This window comes from Undibacterium sp. Ji42W, from assembly GCF_049340405.1.
Taxonomy (GTDB): domain Bacteria; phylum Pseudomonadota; class Gammaproteobacteria; order Burkholderiales; family Burkholderiaceae_D; genus Undibacterium.
In genome coordinates this window covers 608,050-626,945 of the sequence record NZ_JBMPOV010000003.1, presented here as the reverse complement: position 1 = coordinate 626,945, position 18,896 = coordinate 608,050, and the positions used below count along the sequence as shown (strand labels likewise).

Here is an 18,896-nt window from a genome sequence, read left to right as displayed (position 1 = left end):
CGTAAGCCAAAAACGCCGCCCGGCTACATTGCGTTGACGCAAAAAACCACAGGACGTGGGGCTTAGTGTTGTTGTTCTAAACAGCAGGTAGCTTGTCAACCGAATACCGTGCTCATGCGTTACGCGCATAGGAACAATAAAAGCGACGCCTGCAAACTGCATGGCGTCGTTTTTTGTAGGGTGCGTCTTGACGCACCATCTCTTCAATGTTCAGGAAAGCGTAGAAAAACGGTGCGCCGTGCGCACCGGGTTTTGAATTGGATTTTCGCAAAATATTGAGCAGGAAACGGTGCGCACGGCGCACACTACTGCTAACCGGCATCTTGCACGACAAGAGTTCCGACCATAAAGACAATGCGGCAGCAAGACTGAAACTTGCTGCAGCATCAATTCACCAGGTTCAACTCAGGATTTGTCAGGTACAAAACGCGCCAATTTAAAAAAATCGCGCCTGCCAGATATCGTTACATCTTCCCCCACATCCAGCAGGATTTGTTGTGGCAAGTGCTCAGGGTGTATATCCAGGTTACCGAACGGCATTTTTACTTCGAGCATTCTGATCTGCATGTCTTTGTTCAAAGAATAAGTGATCGAACAGCATTCTTTTGTTGGTGGTGGCACACAGCGAGACACCAGCCTCAGCTGTCTCACCTGCAAATTTCCGATGTCAGTATGAGACCCGCAATCTTGTATCAACAATTCCAGCACGGCCTCAGGTGCAGGGAAACTGCCCGAGATTTCTGCACTGGAAGTGCCTGTCAACTCCAGCTTTCTTACGCTCACTGGCAAGCGGATTTCTATTGTCTCAGAATTATAGTGCCTCAAATCTGATTTACTTGAACTTAATCTGATATGAAAAGCATCACTGGTTGCTTGCATGCTTACAGCAATCTGCAAATTTGGATTGCTGACTTTTGCCTGCGTCATACCAGGCTCAAAGACGAGTTTGATCTTACCAGCACCTCGGCGATTTTCAACCTGCGTATCAAGCACCACCATGGTCTGGCCGCCCAGATCAGCAAATTGGTCCTTGACATGCATGCTCTCAGCCTTGGCCAGTCGTTCTTTGCTCAGGTGGTCAAGCATATAATTACCTGCCAGGTACCAGACAAAGGCGAGTGTGAACAACCAGACACCTACTTTGGAGAAATAACGCGGCATCATGCCACCTCCCTTTCCCGGATATGGAAATAAAGTGCAATCCATAACAAAACGGGTACGCCCAGCCACAGGCCAAGGGAGAGTACATATTCCACCGGCCTGTGAACGTAAGCGTCGGTGTAGCGCCAGTCCCTGATGAATATACCAGCTTGCGGTGCAATCCTTGTCAGCAGCGTCAGTGTGCCCAAAAAGAACGTGACCAGTGCAGTACGCAGCACGGGCGAGCGTCTGAAGTAAACCGCCCCGCCAGCAACAAGTGCCTGTGAGAACGAGAGCAGCAAAAACGAATAGACATGGAACAAAAGGGAGTGGTCATCCCCTGTTGTACTGCCGCTTGTCAGGAAAGGAAAGAAAAAACGAAAATCGCGGTCACATTCATCGCAGGCTGGCATGCTAGCCACCACAGCTTTGGCCAACTGCACCGCAGGATAATGCAATATGACGTACAGCAAACTGTAAGTCAGCGGATAAAGAAGACCGATGACCAGGAACGCCATAAGCCATTTTTCAAATACCGAGGCCGGTCGCATCAAAGCAATGAGACAGGCACCGGGGTTTTGCAGGTATTTGAAATACCGCCACGCAAAGAGTGGGGCAGAGAGGTAAAGGCCCGTAAAATACCAGGTTGACTGCGCAGTGAAAGTAAACTGCTCATTCCTGCCGTTGGCGTTAAGCGAAACCGTCACCACCATGATCACCAGATCAAGTATCACCAGCACACCCGCAAACCACGCATATTCGCGCCAGCTTTCTGCCCAATGCGCACGCAGCAGGCGGCCAAAACGTTGTATGTCAAAAAAATCTGTCATTGCAATTCCTTTGTAAGCTGGGGATGGGGTTGATGTAGCAGATAGCCCGCCACCGCATCCAACACTCCCTGCTTATTGATACTCAGTGCCTTGTATAGTAATTCAAGATTGACCACACCTGGTGCAGTGCTCACATTGCGACTCACATACGCCCATTGGTGGCCATAAGCCTCCTGATAGATACTGCCGGCTGCGTCAGCCTGATTGTCAGCCACGCCCAGGTGCAGTGCATGCTGCAGTGTCTGCATGCTGGCCGACAGCGCAAGTTTGCCGCCATCGACAAACAGCACATGGCTCATCAAACTTTCCAGGTCATGTGCCTGATGGGTGCTGATGATCACCGTGCGGTTGGCATGCTCCTTGCCGCCCAGGATAGTCTTGAATTGTGAACGCCCGACGATGTCGAGGCCATTGGTAGGTTCATCCATCAGCAGCAGGGGCGTGTGTGTTGCCAGAGCAAAGGCAATGACAGCCTTCTTTTTTTGCCCCAGGCTCATGGCAGCAAAACCCTTGTCGCGGGGGATTTCAAAAATCTCGGCATACTTTAAAAAGTCACTGCCAGAAAATTGCGGATAAAACGGCGCATGGGTTTTATACAAAACCGACAAGTTGATATCGGGCAGATGAAATTCTTCCGGCACGACATACACCTGTTCCAGAAAAGTCGGCAGACGCGCTGCGGGCCTGTAACCCAGCACCGCCACTTGCCCGCCGTGAGGGAACAGCAAACCCGACAGAATTTTGAGCAGCGTCGATTTGCCACTGCCATTGCGGCCAAACAGGCCATATACGCCGGGCTTGTCCAGCGTCAGTGAAAAGTCGTCATAGACGCGCTTCTTGCCATAATCAAATTGTAGTTGCGTGACGTTGATCATCAATGTCCTTAAAACGTTTTTACGTGCGGCATGGTGTATTGCATGTATGTGACTGGCAGCATGACAATGAGATGGGCACAGCCATCCTTGCCGATAAAATTTTGCGTATCGAAGGCAGGATTGTATTACTATTTTGAAAACAATGGGAAGTTTTTGGCTGTAGATGGAATCATCGAAGACCTAATGCAGCCACATGTTTGCTGCATCTGAAGTAGAAATATTTTCATGTGAATGCGACGATCTCATGCAGCGCATTGCAATGCGCCTCAGGTTACGGCTAGGCCAGGGCAATTGCGGCAAATGGAAGGAAGCTATCTAACAGCGGTAGGGTGTGTCATGCGCACCGTCTTTACACACAACATGTAGCAAAAGTGGATCCGGTGCGCACGGCGCCCCCTACAAAAACCTATCCCTTACCACCACCTCACCACCTCACCACCTCACCACCTCACCACGGCACACCACCAGCACAGGCACGGTCATCGCCACTTCAAAATCAGGCGAGATGGCCATCGTGATGTCACCACCCCGCATGTGCACCGTCAGGTTCGCATCAACCAACCCCAGCCTGTGCGCCACGGCAGCGGCGGCGCAACTGCTGCTGCCGGATGCACGGGTGTAACCTGCGCCACGTTCCCATATTTCCAGTGATATGTTCTGGCGATCAAGCATGCGCAAGAATTGCACATTGCTGCCATCCGGGTTGATGATGCACCAACCAAAGTCGGCATCGTCCGGGTAACCGTGGCCAAACAGCAGACCGTCACTGCCTATGCCAGGAGCGGATGCATCAACAACCAGATAGGCATTACCGAGTGCCTGGTATTTTGTGAAACTGATTTCCATGCTGGTATCCATAGCTGGTGTCATTGATACAGACAACAAAGATACGGAAAGCAATGCGCTTGTTCAAGCAGATCATTGCAAACTACTGCAAGCTGGCGCATGCTAGTACAGGCACAGCTTTCGGCAAAGCTTCAATCCACAGTAAACACCAGCCTCGGCATGTTGGCATCCTTGCCCCAGTTTTCTGCCACCGCAGACAAGGGTGCCGCCTCTACTGCGATGTCAAACCCGCCGGGCACGGCAGCATGCAAGACTTCGCCTATCGATGTGAACAAGCGCTTGGGCGGGATGCTGCCTATACCGCTACCCATGAGCACGATAGCCGATGAGCGCAATACCGCGCTCGGCAAATTGATGTCTTCGCCACTGACCGAACCCACCTGTACAAAGCGCATGGGTACGGCCTCTTTGCCTGCCTTGGCAGCGGCGATGAGCAGCAGCTCTGCACTCTGCCCCCACAGGTAATCGACGACCACATCAACCCCTTGTGCAAATTGCTGTTTGAAGATTTTTTCCATGGCTTGTTGATCGTCGCCAAGAGCGATCACCACGTCTGCGCCCATGGCGTGCAGTGCTTCCAGCGTCTGTTTGTTGCGGCCTGTGGCAATGACCTTCTTCGCACCCAGGTACTTTGCAATCTGCACTGCCAGGCGGCCTGCCGTGCCAGTTGCGCCGTTGATCAACACGGTTTCGCCTGCCACCAGCTCTGCCCTCTCCTGCATCGCGGCCCAGGCGGACATGCCGGGGTTGGCAATGGCTGCCGCCTTGATATCATCAAGCGCATCTGGCAAGACGATGCATTGCGCAGCCCTGACTACGGTCTTTTCTGCCATGCTGCCAAAGGGCGCTTGCGGCAGGGCAAAATAGACGCGGCTGCCATCTTCCAGACAACCTACGCCATCAATGCCCACCACAAATGGCAAGCTGCCTGCGGAACTATAATGCCTGCCCGAGGCGCGGCTTTTGACCACAGGGCTGAGTGCTGCTGCCACCACCCTGACAAGCACCTCCCCCTCGCCTGCGACCGGTTCCTTGAAATCACCATAGACGGGTGGCTTGCCTGCTTCTACTACGATTGCTGCTTTCATATCTGCTATCCTTTGCTGAAATTATTCAGGCTTGCTCACATTGGATGCACTGAATATCCGTGCATTATACACATATATTAATATACGCAAGGACTACAACATGAAGAAAGAAATTGGCGAACTGCGCGGTGCCCTGATGGATATCACCGGTGTGCTGAACCGTCCGCAGCCGGATGCCGCCCTCATTGCGGCAGCGGGCATTGATCTGGACCGCGCCCTCTTCCCCTTGCTGGTACGCATAGAACGCCTGGGGCCGATAGGCATCGTCGAGCTGGCAGAACTGGTCGGGCGCGACCACAGCACCGTCAGCCGCCAGATCGCCAAGCTTGAAAGCCTGGGCCTGGTCAGCCGCTGCCCCAGCCCGCAAGATGGCCGCGTCAAGGCCGCCATCATCACCGAACAGGGTCGCGTCATGACAGATGCGCTCGACAGTGCGCGGCAAAAGATCATAGAAAAAATGCTGAGCGACTGGAAAAAAGAAGACGTGCGCGAACTGGCGCGCTTGCTGCGACATTTTGCGGATGATGCGCTGGCCTGGGTGGGGACTTTGTGACGTTGCAATGGCGCTGATGATGCTTGTGGATGAACGCCAGATGCAATTGCCGCTGCATCTGATGAACCAGTAGGGTGCGCCGTGCGTACCGTTTGTATTTTCAAATCGCCGGATTTAAAAAACGGTGCGCACGGCGCACCCTACTGCGGAAGGATACGGCAATAGCAGCGATATATCATTGCGACAAACGTCACTGGCGCGCCAGCCCGGTGGATTCCAGCCTGCGCTGGAATGACGACTTTAAAATTGCGGCTGAATTAAACAGCGGCGACGAGAAAGCTGAAGCTGATTGAAATCACAAAAATTGGAATACTCACTTGACCGTATTAACGTCATCCCAGCGCAGGCTGGGATCCATCTGCGTAAAATCCGTACTCCTGAAATGGCCAATCATTTTGCAGATTGAATATCAGTCACATCCAATCTGCTCGTACAAACGCACATCCTTGACGCCACTTTAGCATCAAGCTAATATCGCGCAAAATTTTATCGTGCCGCAGAATAAATACGAATCCAGTACCCTACCCGCATCCAGGCCAGCCAGTGACATCTATCTCCCCATACGCAAGACCCCTCGCCTGGGCATGTTGCCTGATCAGTTCACTGCTGGTGAGCACGATCAACACCATCATCTGGCGTGGCACTGGCCTGAATCTTTTTTCATTTTCTTATCTGGTGTTCCTGCCCATAGGGGCCATCCTCATGGGGTTTTGTGCCCTGAGCGGGTTTTACCTGGTCGCAAACCATGTCAAGTTTCCAGCCAGCCGCATTGACTTTGCCTTTTTGCTGCTGGTTGCCGTGGCGTTCGTCTTGCAGATTTTCTTGGGTATTTATCTATCGTTCTACTTCATGGGCAAGGTCGCCCATCCGTCACCCGCTTCATTCATGGAATTTATTTGCCTCTATGTGACCAGGGTCAAGCACGCCATGCGCCTCAATAGCCATACCCAGGACGCCGTTGCCGCCGGCGAAGCAGGATGGTATCTGTTGATGGTACAAGCCATGGCACTATGTGCAGTTGCACGTACCATTTATGGCGCGACCAACAGAAGCGGCAATGCGCAATGGGAAACGAAGTTTTAAACCAGGATGCAGGTGCGCTACTCTGCACCTTCCATCTGCGTTTCTTTTAGCACCTTGAATATCTGAGAACGATTCATGCTCAAGGCGACAAGCGTCCTGGCCCTCTATGAATAAACGTCGCCTCTTTAATCCCGGGCAAACCCAGGAATAAGGCAGTCAAACGTGCGAGGCCCAGGCCAAAGCCGCCGTGTGGTGGTGCTGCCAGTTTGAATGACTCGAGATAGAATTCCAGGCCCTTGCCTGTCAAGCCTTTCTCGGCGAGTTGCGCCATCAGGACATCGTACCGGTGTTCGCGTATCGCACCCGTGGTAATTTCTACGCCGCGATACAGCAACTCAAAACTCCGTGTCAGGCTCTCGCCTTCGCGCATATGGTAGAACGGCCTTTGCTTCCACGGTACGCGGGTCAGCGCCACCAGTTCATGGCCTTGCTCTTGCATCATCGCACCGAGTTGTCGTTCTTCTTCGGCGCTCAGTGATTCGTCGCCGGATACGCCAAGCAAGGCCTGCGCTTGGGCAAATTCGAGGACATGACAGGCGGCAGGCACCGTTGCTTTGGGGTAGTGCAAGGCCAGCTCCGGGCCCATTCTGATGATCACCTGCTGCAAGGCAGCAATGATCATTGCACATTCAAGTTCTATGATCTCGGTTTCGGTTTTGACACCTTCGAGTTCAACGTCAAAAGAGATAAACTCCGTCGCGTGCCGTGAAGAAAAACTGGGCTCTGCCCTGAACACAGGCCCAACTTCATAAATCTTTCCCAAGCCTGCCATGATGGCAATTTGCTTGTAGATCTGCGGTGACTGGGCCAGATAAGCCCGCTCACCAAAATACTTCACTTCAAACACTTCTGATCCTGATTCAGATGGTGCGCCCATGAGCTTGGGTGAATGAATGCCAATGAAACCCAGCCGCCTCAGATAGCTGGTCATTTCCATCTCGATTTCGCTTTGCACTATCAGTGCCAGTGCCTCTTTACGCTCGCGAAAGCGTGCAGCAGGCCATGCCAGCTTGACCCCGATTTCGCTATCGCTGGATATCGGCCACTGTATCGTCGGTGACACCAGCTCCACCGACTCTGCCTGTATCTCAAAGCCGCCAGGTGCCTGCGCCGATGCAACAACGCTGCCTTCGACCGCCGCATACGCCTGCTGCATCAAGGCCTTCGCCTGTTCACGCGCCGCGCCAGACGCCACGACCTGCACCTTGCTCGCGCCCGACTGCAAAATGACAAACGCCATTTTGCTCTGCATACGGGTGGTCGCCACAAAACCTTCTACTCTTACTTTTTTACCTGCCTGTACTGCGATGTCCTCGAATGTAAACATGTCCTTCTCCTTGATTGCGGGTTGATTAACTGCCGCCTTCGGATTCCGGAAATGAAAAAACCCGGAATCTCCGGGCTTTTTTGAATCGTGGTTTTCGCTATTTGATCAAATACTAATCTGATACAACGAAACGACCCCAGCCCGGTTTCGAGTTGGAATCATTATTATTAAAACGGGCAACAAGCGACAAAACCTCGCAGCCACAGGCGAAACTACGCAGGCCGCGTGGCTCCGGCGTACTTGCTATGGGTGGATACGAAGTAATTTGCATGATTGCTGTCAAAAAATGAATAGGTGCCTGCATGGTATCGCAAGGCATTGCAAGGCGTTGAGACACAAGCCTATATCAAGACTATCCTGCTTGTCAATAGCACTGAATGCGCTCTTATCGCTGTTTTATTCCTGTCACATAGCTCCCCTATACTCGGCATATTTACTTCGCCGGACACCCCATGTCGATCAGACCAGCCACGCAAACTCATCAGCTGCTAGCCAATCTTGCTTTTGTTATCTCCAGCCTGTTCGTTCAACAAAGCGTGCTTGCGGCCAAGCCAGACCCGGTGCTGGTGTCGTTTGCGACAGTGGGTGATTCGCGTGCCGAACCAGGGCCGCATTTGAACAGGCAAGACCAGATCTGGCTGCAAAATACCAGGGCCGTGACACGCATATTGCGCGAGATACAGGTGCAGCAACCCAATGCCCTGTTTTTTAACGGCGACATGGTCATGGGATACACGACGGACAAGGCCACGTTCAACCGCCAATATGCCTACTGGCGCGGCATGGTAGCCAACATGATGGAGACAGGCACCTATGTGGTGCCCGTGCCCGGCAACCACGAAGTACAGGAGCGCAGCAAAGACAGCGCAGGCAAGACCCAGAAGGCCGCCAGCCTCGCCAATGAAAACATCTGGCGTGAAAACATGGGGGATTTGATCGTAGATACTGAGCGCTGGAAAAACATCGTTGGCAAAGAGCTTGCCGCGTTCCAGGTCGACAATGCCCCCGCAGTAGGTGGCCCGGACAATATCCAGACAAGCCAGTCGCAACTGAGTTTTTCTTTCGACTTTGCCGACAGTCATTTTGCAGTCATCAATACCGACCCGGTCGGCAATGACGGCCATGCACCTGCGCACTGGCTGGCAGAAGATTTCAAGCAAGCCAAAGAGCGCGGCGCCAAACACTATTTTGTATTCGGCCACAAACCCGCCTATACCTATTTCTATAAAGCAGATGTGAACCTCGATGGGCTCGATATTTACCCTGATAACCTGAAAGATTTCTGGGATGTCGTCGAGAAGTATCAGGCCGCTTATTTTTGCGGGCACCAGCATATTTACCATGCCTGGCAGCCGACACTGGCCACAGGTGGCAAGGCATGGCAAGTGACGGTAGGCTCAGGCGGTTCGCCATTCTCGGCCAAGGCGAACGACACCAGCAAGCCGCAAGACCGCATGTATGCCTGGGCCATCGTTAAAGTGCATGCCAGCGGCAAGGTGCATCTGGATGTGTATGGTTTTGATGAGCACTATGGCAAAACGCAAAAACTGAAGTCCATTTATTTTTGAGCCAGTAGCGCGGTCACACATGTCATGGCAAGTAGGGTGCGTCTTGACGCACCGTTTTGCTTTGAACCGTTACGGTGATTGACGATGTGGTGCGTCAAGACGCCCCCTACTGTCCTGACATACTCTCCAGCACAGCCGCAATACGCCCCGCCAGCGGTTGCTGACCTGGCTCATAATTCGACAACACGACCACGGTATAGCCAGCGTCGAGATACATATCGAGCTTGCTGTACACCCCGGTGAACTGCCCGCTGTGGCCCACGACTTTGCCCAGCTTGCCCGCGCTTAACTCAAAGCAGTATCCATAGCTGCCCTTGTCTGCACGGCCTGCGGTCTGGTCTTGCCAGAACAACTGGCGCGTTGCTGGCTTGAGCAGCTTGCCTGCGTGCAGTGCATCGGCAAAGCGCAGCAAATCATGCGTGGTCGAATAGCCCAGGCCATACGGCCCGCCACGCAATGGTATCAGGACAGTATTTTCTTTCCTGCCTGCTGTCGCGGCTTGCTTGCCCAGATAACCGGTAGCAAGGTTTTCTGTTCCCTCATCCCTGACATAGCTGTCGGTACTATGCATGCCTGCCGCCAGAAACACATGCTGGCGTACATAGTCATAATAATTTTGTCCCGAGACTTTTTCGATGATGACGCCGAGTAAAAGCGTACCCATATTGCTGTACAAATAATTGCTGCCGGGTGCAAACTCCAGTGTCGCATCCCGTGTAAATGGCTTGTAGTCATCCAGGTGACGCAGCGCGACCATCTGCATATACGGGCCGTTGAGAAACTTGCTGTTGAAAAGATCGCCCAGGCCCGATGTGTGCGACAGCAACTGCCCTATGGTGATTTTCTTTGCCACTTCAGGTGACAACCAACTGGCATCCACATATTTGCTGACAGGGTCAGCATACGACAAACGCCCCGCCTCTGCGAGCTGGCCTATGCCCACCGCTGTAAACATCTTGCCAACCGAGGCAACATTGAACCTCGTTTCTATCGTGTTCGCCACATGGTAACGCTTGCTGGCTTCGCCACATGCGGCCTCGCTGATGATCTTGCCAGCTTTTGCGACCAGATAAACACCAGAGAATTCATCCTTGTTGCAGGCTGTGTTAAACATGGTTTGCAACTTGTCATTCATTGCCGCTTCAGCAGCAGGCGGCAACTCTGTGTTTTTATCCGGTATCGCAGCCTTGGTTGTGGCACTGGCTTGCGCAGTTGTAAGGGATGTCAGGAACAAACTCAATATCGCGAGTAGTGCATCGCTGGTGCGCATTCGTTTCCTTTTCAGGCACATGGATAAGAGGCAGATAAAATTTGTTGACCGCTGTTGGCGGTGTTATCGATTTTACATGGGTGTGCAAATAAAGTGAACAGCAGCACTCTTCTTTTTACGTCACTCGTTCGCGCTACATGGGATCTGTGCTCACAGGTTCAGCCCGGGCACAATCAGCAGAAAGATAATCAGCAACAGACAATCCCCCCTACTTTTTTGGGCACTAATGCCCCCACTAACGCCCCTCTTGGTTCCATAGAAATTGTCAGGCGATGTTGAGAATTGATGCGCCAGCGGGATCAAGAACTTTGCGGAGCCCTCCCAGAGCCTTGAAGTTGTCATATGCTTTGATGAAGTTGCTTGCAAAGTCTGTATCCACAGATAGGCAGCGTCGCCGGAACAGACAGGGGAGCATATGCGCCCGGATGCGCTGTACTCCACTGCATTTCCGGCACGCGTCAATCAGCCGAATAAATCCGGACTTCTGGGTCGGCCTTGAGCAAGGGCTTGAGCTGGACCACAACATCCTTCGTGAAGAGATTGCTACTGAGGTACGTCTCTGCCTGCTTGCGAGTGGCAAATCCGTGCAGCACCTGGACGTCTTCGTCACGGATCAGCAGTTCCTTCGACTTTGCGCCCGGAATCTTGCTGAGGAATGATTTCTTGAATTTGGAATAGATCGCTCCGGCAGCGGCCCGATCTTGAGGATCGACCTTGAGCGTGATCTCAAGGTAGGCCTTCTCTGCAAATGCCAGGCCCGGCAAGATAAGGGCCGACGTAAAGAACACGGCAGATAAGGATCTGGTCATCGTGCGCTGGAATTTATTCGTCATGAGTTCTCCTGGTAAAATGAAGCTGGAACAGTGCTTTAGTGGATCAGGCTGCCGTGTAAACACGTACATCGGGTGTGCTTTGCAATAGCGGTTTCAGCGCGGTGACCACGTCGTCGTTAAAGAGCGGGCTGGCGAGGTAGGCATGAGTGTTCTCGATCGTATCGAAGCCGTGCAGGACCTGTACGTCTTCATCCCGGATCAGCAGATCCTTGGACAGTGCGCCCTTTGCCTGTGTCAGGAATGCCGCTTTGAACTGTGTGTAAATTGCAGCAGCCGCCGGGCGGTCCTCCGCAGCGACAGCCAGACCAATTTGTAGATAGATCATCTTCATTTTCCTTGAGGTTTTTGCCAGCAGGTTGCTGACATGTATGAAGATTACGCATACGCCGACTTATTCGGAAATTGTCTTTTCACATGCAATTCATTCATATGTGCTATAAATAGAAGATGAATCTCAGCCAACTTCGCTTTGCCAGTGCCATCGCTTCCACGGGGTCGTTCACCGCCGCGGCGCAGGAATGCTGCGTCACCCAGCCAACGTTATCGAATGGCATCGCTCAACTGGAAAGCGAGTTGGGCGAACGTTTATTTGTGCGCACGACCCGCAAGGTCGCGCTGACACCCTTTGGTGTGCACGTCTTACCTTATATCAATGAGGTGCTGGGCGCGCAGACCAGTCTGGTTCATCAGACCCGCATGTTCCACAATCCAGGCAAACGTCTGATCCGCATCGGCACGTCGCCACTCATCAGTGCAAATCTCTTGGGATTGATGATAGAGCCGTTCCGGCTACGCAATCTAGACATTGACGTTGTGCTACGCGAGATGAACATGACTGACCTTTACCGCATGCTTGATAAAGGGCTCCTGGATTTTGTTTTCGGCGTCGCACATGTTCACAAAGGACCGTGGGACTCCACCTTCCTTTATGAAGAATCGCTCATTTTCATCCCCCGTGGCACAATGTGGCAGGGCGACACGCCGCGGCACTCTGTGCAACTCAAAGACATTGCGAATGAAACCTATGTCATGGTGCCTGACGCCTGCGGTTTGTCGCGTGCGACCCGTGCCATGTTTCGCAGCCAGCGTCGCAAGCTCCAGGAATACTCAGGCGAAGCCATGAGTTACAAGGTGCTTGAAGAGTGGGCCGCATTGGGTATCGGTTCGGCGATACTGCCAAAATCGAAAGTGACAGTGAGCGGGAGCGCATCATTTCCAATCACCGATAAATCTGGCCGCGAACTCACGATCAGTTTCGAAGCAACCTGGTCGCGCGCCGGCACCAAGCCACCTCACTTGCTCGACTTCGCCAAGCATCTTTGCAAGGTCGCTCCAGGAACCGTCGCCGGCCTGCACTCCGGCACAAAGCGGTGAACGCATCCTGAAAACAAGATGCATCGATGCACGTCATGACATCCTGGCTATCACTGCTTTGCATAGCCAGGCAATCCGCATTCAGCGAGCAAGGAGAGTTGTATCGCACCCTACTTGTTGATCTCCTACGCACTCGCCGCCTGCCTGATATCCTGCCTCAGCTTATCGACAAAGCCTTCCATCGTCTCCTCCCCCAGGTCAACCCTCTTGGCTCCGCCACCAGCAATGAAAGTCACGTCAGTGATACCAATAACGCCAAGGATGAGGCGCAGGTATTGTGTGGCGATGTCGCGTTCACGTATCGGCGAGCCCTCGGTATACACGCCGCCTGATGCGATCAGCACCGTCGCCTTTTTCCCACTCACCAGGCCACGGCCATCCAAACCCAGGGTCAAGCCCTTGCGCACGATTTGGTCTATCCATGCCTTGAGCAATGCGGGCACATTGTAGTTATACACAGGAGTGGCGATGACGATATGGTCTGCTGCCAGCACTTCTGCGACCAGTTGGTCGGACAAACTCAATGCATCGGCCATGGCAGCAGTATGCTGGGCGGGTGGTGTGAAGTAGGCTTGCAACCAGGCGGCGTTGGTGAACTGCAAGCCGGTCTGCATCAGGTCTCGCTCGACGACTTTGCCATCTGTATGCGTTGTTTGCCATTCGTGTACAAAGCGGCGCGTCAAATGGCGTGAGACAGATTGTTCGCCGCGTGGGCTGGTTTCGACGATCAAGAGTTGTGTCATGTGATATCTCCTTGAAAAAAACTCAATATATCGCCACCTCATCTTCTGCGATAGAGATTAAATTATGATAAAGTCGATCACAATTGGTGATGGGGAACACATATCATTTTGGTGGGAGAAAAATCTTGATAGGTAGCCTGACGCTGGATCAACTGCGCGTGCTTGTCACTATCGCCGACACTGGTAGCTTCTCTGCCGCTGGCCGCAAGCTGGGCCGCGTGCAGTCCGCCATCAGCCAGACGATAGCGACGCTGGAAGATGTGCAAGGCGTGGCGCTGTTTGACCGCAGCGGCCACAAACCCAGCATGACAGAAGCCGGGCGTGTGCTGGTAGAACAGGCGCGCCATGTCTTGGTCAGCGCTGCCCGCTTCGAGGCAGTGGCTGCGGGCACACGCGCAGGGCTGGAGCCAGAGCTGGTCATCGCGATAGACCCGCTGGTACCAAGCGCACCGCTGATAGCCAGCTTGTCGATGCTGAGTAAGACCTACCCTCACCTGCCCCTCAGCTTTTCGACCGAGGGCCTGGGCGGCTCGCTCAGGCGCTTGCGCAGCGATGCTGCTGCGATTGGAATCTGCCTGCTGTTACCCGCCGTGCCAGAAGACATTGCCGCTTACCCTTTGCTGCGTATAGATATGCAGGCGGTTGTCGCCGCCAGTCATCCGCTTGCATCACTGGCAACACAGGGCTGCCCGGCGACGCAGGCCGATCTTGAGCCCCATGTACAACTGGTGCTGTCCGACCCGGTAGCACCTGAAAGCGAAAACTATGGCGTAGCCAGTGCCAGGCTATGGCGCTTTGTCGATCTTGGCCGCCGCCTCGATTTCCTGCTAGGCGGTTTTGGCTGGTGCCGCATGCCCCGGCACCTGGTCGCTGGCCTCATCGCAAGCGGCGACCTGGTTGCCCTCCAAATCGAAAACGACCCCACACCCAAGGAAGGCCTGACCATTTACGCCGCCCATAAACGCAGCCGCACGCCAGGTCCTGCGGGGCGCTGGTTACTGGATGATCTTAAGAGTCGTTTGCAGTCTTGATGCTAGCGAATATGAGTTGCAATCGCATCATTTTTGCAACCCACTGGCTGTCTAATGATCAGATTTTCTATGTTGATGTTCTGAGCAATGCAAATGGAACTACAAACAATATGGCGCACAGCCATTCCACAGCAAAAAAAAACAGGCTGATTGACTGTCAGCTACGCCTTTTTTCATTTGAATTGTCAAGAGCATCTGAGCAGAATCGTCATTTACAGGATTTTCGCACGAGCAAGTGGCAAATTCCACACTGATCTCCCCACCACCCATGACCGATAAAATGCGTTACTACGCATCGTTTCTGAGTAAAGATCACGCAATCTCAATGCATACGTAGTCAGCGGTGTGTAATCACGCACCTGATGCAGCAATGTGCTTGTCAGTGGTGATCCTTGACAAGCACTAATCATTGCAATGCAGACGCGGGATCATGCAGATAAGTAGATGACATCCTACTCCAGGATGAACGTCAGATTTTTATTGTGAAGCGTCATCGCACACACTTTGATCTCAACTGCCTCGCTATTTTTTTTCTCCCGGCATTTGATTCACTGCCTGCTCAATCGCCTGCTGAAATTTGAGTTCATCATCCAGGTAAGGAACCCAGACCTGATCAATCAAATCAAGATATTCTGGCCATGCTTTTTGATACAGGCCGTTCTTCAATGCGTAGGGTTGGTAGTCAAGATTAGCACTCTGCTTGAGGACATCCTGGGTAATTTTTCCTACTGTGTAAAATTGCAGCACATGCCATAAGTCAGATTCGCCATGACGATGTGTGACCTTCATCCTGTCGTTGATGGCTGCAACCAAGGTATCAGTCACAGCGATATGCGATGCCTCGTGATAAAGCATTTCCAGCGCCGCGAGACCCTGATAATCTGGCCGGCCACTGGGCATGATGATCTGTTCATCGGTATAGGCGCCCTGCCTTGTGCCCGTCAGCACGACGATATCACTACGTATTGGTGCGACTGGAAAAGCGTGGGCCAGATACTTCTCTATGCGCACCTGTATTTCCTTGCCATATGTGGCATCCAGTTGTCTGGTCTGGCTGATCCAGTCCAGGTTACTTTTATTCTGCGATGCCCAAATGCAGCGGGCATACACAGGAGCAAGCCGGTTCAACACAGCAATGAGCGGCGCTGGAATAGCCAGGCCGCTGGCATCACGGCGCTGATCATCAACGCTCAAGCCACGCTTGATCGTTTGCATGGTCGCATCAAAGAGCAAGTCGCGTTTAGCGTAATCAGCCTGATAAAAATCAATTGCCTCTTTCAACAAAGCGAATTCTGCCTCGCTTGGTTTGTTATCCCAGGGCAGGTCTTGCAATGATTTTTTTCCCACCGAAACATCCAGCAGAAAATGATGCAGGTTCATTAAAAACGCACTGTGATAGTCAAAGCTGGCTCGCTGCACTGGCAGACTGGCCTTAGGGATGTTTGCCGCACTGTGGGCGGAAGAAACGAATGAACAGGCGAGGGAAAGTGAGAGGAATAATTTCAGGATAAGGCGCATAGTATTTCGATGGGAAAAGGTAACAGACTGCTGGCTTGGCTTAAAGCGTGGCCTGTTGCTAAAAGATGACCCAGGCACACTTGGAACTCATTTCATCAATGGGAATGATCTCTAACAACATGCAGATTCTTCGGCGGTGATGCTATCTGAATTTTGCAGCCCTCTGTATTTTTTAACAATATAGAAGCTACAATATAATAAATATAATTCACTTTACCACCAGTAATTAGATATATTTAACCTAATTTCCATAGAAATACAGAATTTTACTCGACTCTGATTATTCATCCAATTTTTCAACAGTCGCTATTTTATTGCAGCCCGTAGCGACGTTTAGTACAGCAAAAACATACACATGCCTCAGCATTGGCTAGCTTCATCACCCAATCAGCGACATCCAAAAAACGGCATATTCCGACGCCAGAACATACCTTGCAGACTGCCTAATAAGGCAAGGGTGGCTGGCGGTAGCAACATGCACTACTTGCGTACGATGACGCTGCGCTAATGGTACCTAATCCTACCTGCTGTCCTACGGTCGACAGCTTTAATTCGCGGCCGGTGTTTGCCCAAACTTTAACTGCGTCAACAGGCTCGCTGTATCGGCATGCAGCCAATAGTCTTTCACTTTCCCGTTTTCGATACGGAGGATGTCGGTACCTGTGAATTTCAGCGGTGTCCCTGCTGCTGCGCCTGTGCCGGGTATGCCACCGCCGTAATTGCCAGTCGCCTCCCAGCGCAGCACTGCAAAGTCGCCATCGACAATGGGCCCGACTTGCACTGTGAAGCGCAGGTTGTTGAAAAGCGCGTGGCTTTGTGCGATCCAGGCTGCAAGCCCTGCGGGACCACTGATCGCGGTGTCCGGGCGGCCATCCAGCAAGGTGGCGTGCAAAGCAAAGTCAGGCGCGATGATGGATTTGGCCAGATCAAGATCGCCATTCCACAAGGATATCCATTGTGTAGTAAGTACCTGATGTGGCCTGGTCACTCGGGTTTGGTGCGTTGGCGTGATTGCAGCGGGGGTAGATGTTGCTGCCTCCGCAGTCGCGCCAAAAGCCGCACTCAGGCTGGTGCCCAGCAATGCGATTACAGCGACCATCTGTATGGTGCTACGGGAATATTTTCCAGATGAGGTTTTAGCTGAGTTGCCAAATAAGTTGCCAGCTGAGTTGCCAGCTGAATTGCCAGATAAGTTGCGAGTTGAGTTCATGAAAGCTCCTGAAATAAGTTCATTGCATTAAAAAATTAGTAGGTGATTGCGTCAGTCATCGCTGGTCTGTTGACCTACTTCTGCTCGCATTGGCAAATTCCCTGGTGAGATATTGCCGCTGTGCAGTCGTATTGCGATAGAAGAAGTATGGGCGAATGCCCAGGTAAAAGAAATTACGTAAAACCGACTAGCAGCTATGCATTAATGCATAGCCATGCACTGTCTATCAAACAGACAGAATGGAGATGAATGAGGATGGCTAGTGCAATACAGGCTATTGCGGCGACCAGCTATTTCTATGGCGGCCTTACCCGCCTTGCGCTAAAGCAATGCCGGGTCATGCATCTGGTTTTATATCTTCCAGCAAAAAAGCACGTCAACTATTGCCTCTTGACGTAGTCCTTCAAACCCGCCGTGAGCGCAGCAAATGTCACTGCACAACGTGGGCTTTCACGCAGATCTTCGTGCATGGCTATCCATATATCCAGGTTAACCGAGAACTGTGATTTCAACACCCGAACCAGTTCTTTGTCCCTGGCAGCCAGCACAGAGTGGCAAACCCCTATGCCATAGCCTGCACGGATAGCCGCCAGTTGCGCCAGATCGCTGTCGGTGCGCAAAGCAAATGTTGAGGGATCAAGTGTGGGGAACCTGGACTTCAATTTACGCAAGAAAGCATTTTCCTGATCAAAGCCGATGATGGCATGGCGCGACAACTCATCCATCGATTTTGGCACACCAAAATCAGCCAGGTAGCCTCGATGGGCAAAAAAACCAATTTCAATTGCACCTGCACGCTTGGCAATCAAGGCGTCCTGGTCTGGGTTGACCATACGCACGGCGATGTCTGCCTCTCTATGCAAAAGATCATCCACACGGTTCGACAGCACCAGTTCTATCATCAACTCAGGGTGTTGTCGCCGCAGTGCCGTCAGGATAGGCGGCAGCACTTCCACACAAGTGACTTCACTGGCAGTGACCCGCACGGTGCCGCGCACACCTGATCCATGGCTGCTGGCGACTCTGCGCAATGCCGCAGCAGTGGCGGCAACGTCGGCTGCATAGGGCCTGAGCTCAAGTGCCGCTTCGGTCGGCGCGAAGCCGTCAAACGTGCGCGTGAACAGCTTCAACTCCAGCGCCTTCTCCAGGCTGTCGATGTGGCGGCCAACAGTAGGTTGCGTCATCCCCATCGCCCGTCCCGCAGCCGACAAAGACCCGGTGTCGATGACCATCAAGAAAGTACGGTACCACTCCCAGTTCGGCTCTGTGTTCATGGCATATACATTTATTTATAGCGACCATGCGATTCTAGGCAATTTTCATTTAGCTTGCAATACCGCAGACTGCCATCTCTTGCAGTAACAACTACTGTCGCATTGATGAAAGAGCCAATACCATGAATATCACCACCCATCTAGCTCAGCTATTCTCCAGTCACGCAGAATGCGCATTCGCCTTGCGACCCCGACAACTGGCAATATCCGCATTTGGCCTGGCCGTGCTTGTACTTGAATTCTGGTTGAAGGTACCAGTCAAGCCAGTGCTGGACACTTATTTGCAGAAATTGCGGGTATATCTCATGCTGACCAACCAGACATAGGAAGGCG

At 52.5% G+C, this 18,896-nt stretch carries 19 protein-coding genes; 6 read left to right on the top strand and 13 right to left on the bottom strand.

The window, feature by feature from the left end:
* Positions 1 to 405 precede the first annotated feature (405 nt).
* The 5 genes from ACO0LG_RS09280 to ACO0LG_RS09260 form a co-directional block, all read right to left on the bottom strand.
* A complete protein-coding gene (locus ACO0LG_RS09280) occupies positions 406 to 1,164 on the bottom strand; it encodes a hypothetical protein (protein ID WP_423025555.1) in 759 nt (252 codons plus the stop codon).
* Entirely contained in the window at positions 1,161 to 1,970 is an 810-nt protein-coding gene (locus ACO0LG_RS09275) for a hypothetical protein (protein WP_423025553.1), read from the bottom strand. Before ACO0LG_RS09275 ends, ACO0LG_RS09280 begins: the two co-directional genes overlap by 4 nt.
* Positions 1,967 to 2,845, bottom strand: coding sequence for an ATP-binding cassette domain-containing protein (locus ACO0LG_RS09270; protein ID WP_423025551.1), 879 nt, complete (start codon positions 2,843 to 2,845; stop codon positions 1,967 to 1,969). Before ACO0LG_RS09270 ends, ACO0LG_RS09275 begins: the two co-directional genes overlap by 4 nt.
* 432 nt (positions 2,846 to 3,277) lie before the next feature.
* Positions 3,278 to 3,691, bottom strand: a complete 414-nt coding sequence (locus ACO0LG_RS09265) for a hypothetical protein (RefSeq protein ID WP_423025549.1) — start codon at positions 3,689 to 3,691, stop codon at positions 3,278 to 3,280.
* Between the two features lie 131 nt (positions 3,692 to 3,822).
* Positions 3,823 to 4,779: a quinone oxidoreductase family protein gene (locus ACO0LG_RS09260; RefSeq protein WP_423025547.1), complete on the bottom strand. Its 957-nt coding sequence runs from the start codon at positions 4,777 to 4,779 to the stop codon at positions 3,823 to 3,825.
* 100 nt (positions 4,780 to 4,879) lie between these two features.
* Between ACO0LG_RS09260 and ACO0LG_RS09255 the strand changes: the two genes are divergently transcribed.
* Positions 4,880 to 5,332 (top strand): MarR family winged helix-turn-helix transcriptional regulator, encoded by a 453-nt coding sequence (locus ACO0LG_RS09255; protein WP_423025545.1) that lies wholly within the window; start codon positions 4,880 to 4,882, stop codon positions 5,330 to 5,332.
* Between the two features lie 543 nt (positions 5,333 to 5,875).
* On the top strand, positions 5,876 to 6,415 hold the full coding sequence (locus tag ACO0LG_RS09250) for a hypothetical protein (RefSeq protein ID WP_423025543.1): 540 nt from the start codon (positions 5,876 to 5,878) through the stop codon (positions 6,413 to 6,415).
* Positions 6,416 to 6,494: 79 nt separating this feature from the next.
* Here ACO0LG_RS09250 and ACO0LG_RS09245 read toward each other — a convergent pair whose 3' ends face one another.
* Positions 6,495 to 7,742, bottom strand: a complete 1,248-nt coding sequence (locus ACO0LG_RS09245; protein ID WP_423025541.1) for an amino acid--tRNA ligase-related protein — start codon at positions 7,740 to 7,742, stop codon at positions 6,495 to 6,497.
* A 452-nt stretch (positions 7,743 to 8,194) separates the two neighbouring features.
* On the opposite strand from ACO0LG_RS09245, the gene ACO0LG_RS09240 reads away from it, so the two are divergent.
* The gene (locus ACO0LG_RS09240) at positions 8,195 to 9,310 is read left to right on the top strand and encodes a metallophosphoesterase family protein (protein WP_423025539.1); all 1,116 of its coding nucleotides are present in this window, start codon (positions 8,195 to 8,197) and stop codon (positions 9,308 to 9,310) included.
* A 106-nt stretch (positions 9,311 to 9,416) separates the two neighbouring features.
* Here the strand turns inward: ACO0LG_RS09240 and ACO0LG_RS09235 are convergent, their stop codons facing one another.
* The 3 genes from ACO0LG_RS09235 to ACO0LG_RS09225 all read right to left on the bottom strand — a co-directional run bounded on the left by ACO0LG_RS09235 (position 9,417) and on the right by ACO0LG_RS09225 (position 11,738).
* Positions 9,417 to 10,580 (bottom strand): serine hydrolase domain-containing protein, encoded by a 1,164-nt coding sequence (locus ACO0LG_RS09235; RefSeq protein ID WP_423025537.1) that lies wholly within the window; start codon positions 10,578 to 10,580, stop codon positions 9,417 to 9,419.
* Positions 10,581 to 11,038: 458 nt separating this feature from the next.
* Entirely contained in the window at positions 11,039 to 11,389 is a 351-nt protein-coding gene (locus ACO0LG_RS09230) for a hypothetical protein (RefSeq protein ID WP_423025581.1), read from the bottom strand.
* A gap of 67 nt (positions 11,390 to 11,456) precedes the next feature.
* Entirely contained in the window at positions 11,457 to 11,738 is a 282-nt protein-coding gene (locus tag ACO0LG_RS09225; protein WP_423025535.1) for a hypothetical protein, read from the bottom strand.
* Positions 11,739 to 11,860: 122 nt separating this feature from the next.
* On the opposite strand from ACO0LG_RS09225, the gene ACO0LG_RS09220 reads away from it, so the two are divergent.
* On the top strand, positions 11,861 to 12,787 hold the full coding sequence (locus ACO0LG_RS09220; protein WP_423025533.1) for a LysR family transcriptional regulator: 927 nt from the start codon (positions 11,861 to 11,863) through the stop codon (positions 12,785 to 12,787).
* A 125-nt stretch (positions 12,788 to 12,912) separates the two neighbouring features.
* Here the strand turns inward: ACO0LG_RS09220 and ACO0LG_RS09215 are convergent, their stop codons facing one another.
* On the bottom strand, positions 12,913 to 13,530 hold the full coding sequence (locus ACO0LG_RS09215; RefSeq protein WP_423025531.1) for an FMN-dependent NADH-azoreductase: 618 nt from the start codon (positions 13,528 to 13,530) through the stop codon (positions 12,913 to 12,915).
* A gap of 125 nt (positions 13,531 to 13,655) precedes the next feature.
* Between ACO0LG_RS09215 and ACO0LG_RS09210 the strand changes: the two genes are divergently transcribed.
* Complete coding sequence (locus ACO0LG_RS09210; RefSeq protein WP_423025529.1) at positions 13,656 to 14,561, top strand: LysR family transcriptional regulator; 906 nt, start codon at positions 13,656 to 13,658, stop codon at positions 14,559 to 14,561.
* A 522-nt stretch (positions 14,562 to 15,083) separates the two neighbouring features.
* On the opposite strand, the gene ACO0LG_RS09205 is transcribed toward ACO0LG_RS09210, so the two are convergent.
* From ACO0LG_RS09205 to ACO0LG_RS09195, 3 genes are all read right to left on the bottom strand, one after another.
* Complete coding sequence (locus ACO0LG_RS09205; RefSeq protein ID WP_423025527.1) at positions 15,084 to 16,079, bottom strand: hypothetical protein; 996 nt, start codon at positions 16,077 to 16,079, stop codon at positions 15,084 to 15,086.
* Positions 16,080 to 16,626: 547 nt separating this feature from the next.
* The gene (locus ACO0LG_RS09200) at positions 16,627 to 17,289 is read right to left on the bottom strand and encodes an ester cyclase (protein WP_423025525.1); all 663 of its coding nucleotides are present in this window, start codon (positions 17,287 to 17,289) and stop codon (positions 16,627 to 16,629) included.
* A gap of 380 nt (positions 17,290 to 17,669) precedes the next feature.
* Positions 17,670 to 18,563 carry a LysR family transcriptional regulator gene (locus ACO0LG_RS09195; protein WP_423025523.1) on the bottom strand — a complete coding sequence of 298 codons (894 nt, stop codon included), beginning with the start codon at positions 18,561 to 18,563 and terminating at the stop codon, positions 17,670 to 17,672.
* A 122-nt stretch (positions 18,564 to 18,685) separates the two neighbouring features.
* Between ACO0LG_RS09195 and ACO0LG_RS09190 the strand changes: the two genes are divergently transcribed.
* Complete coding sequence (locus ACO0LG_RS09190) at positions 18,686 to 18,889, top strand: hypothetical protein (RefSeq protein ID WP_423025521.1); 204 nt, start codon at positions 18,686 to 18,688, stop codon at positions 18,887 to 18,889.
* Positions 18,890 to 18,896 lie beyond the last annotated feature (7 nt).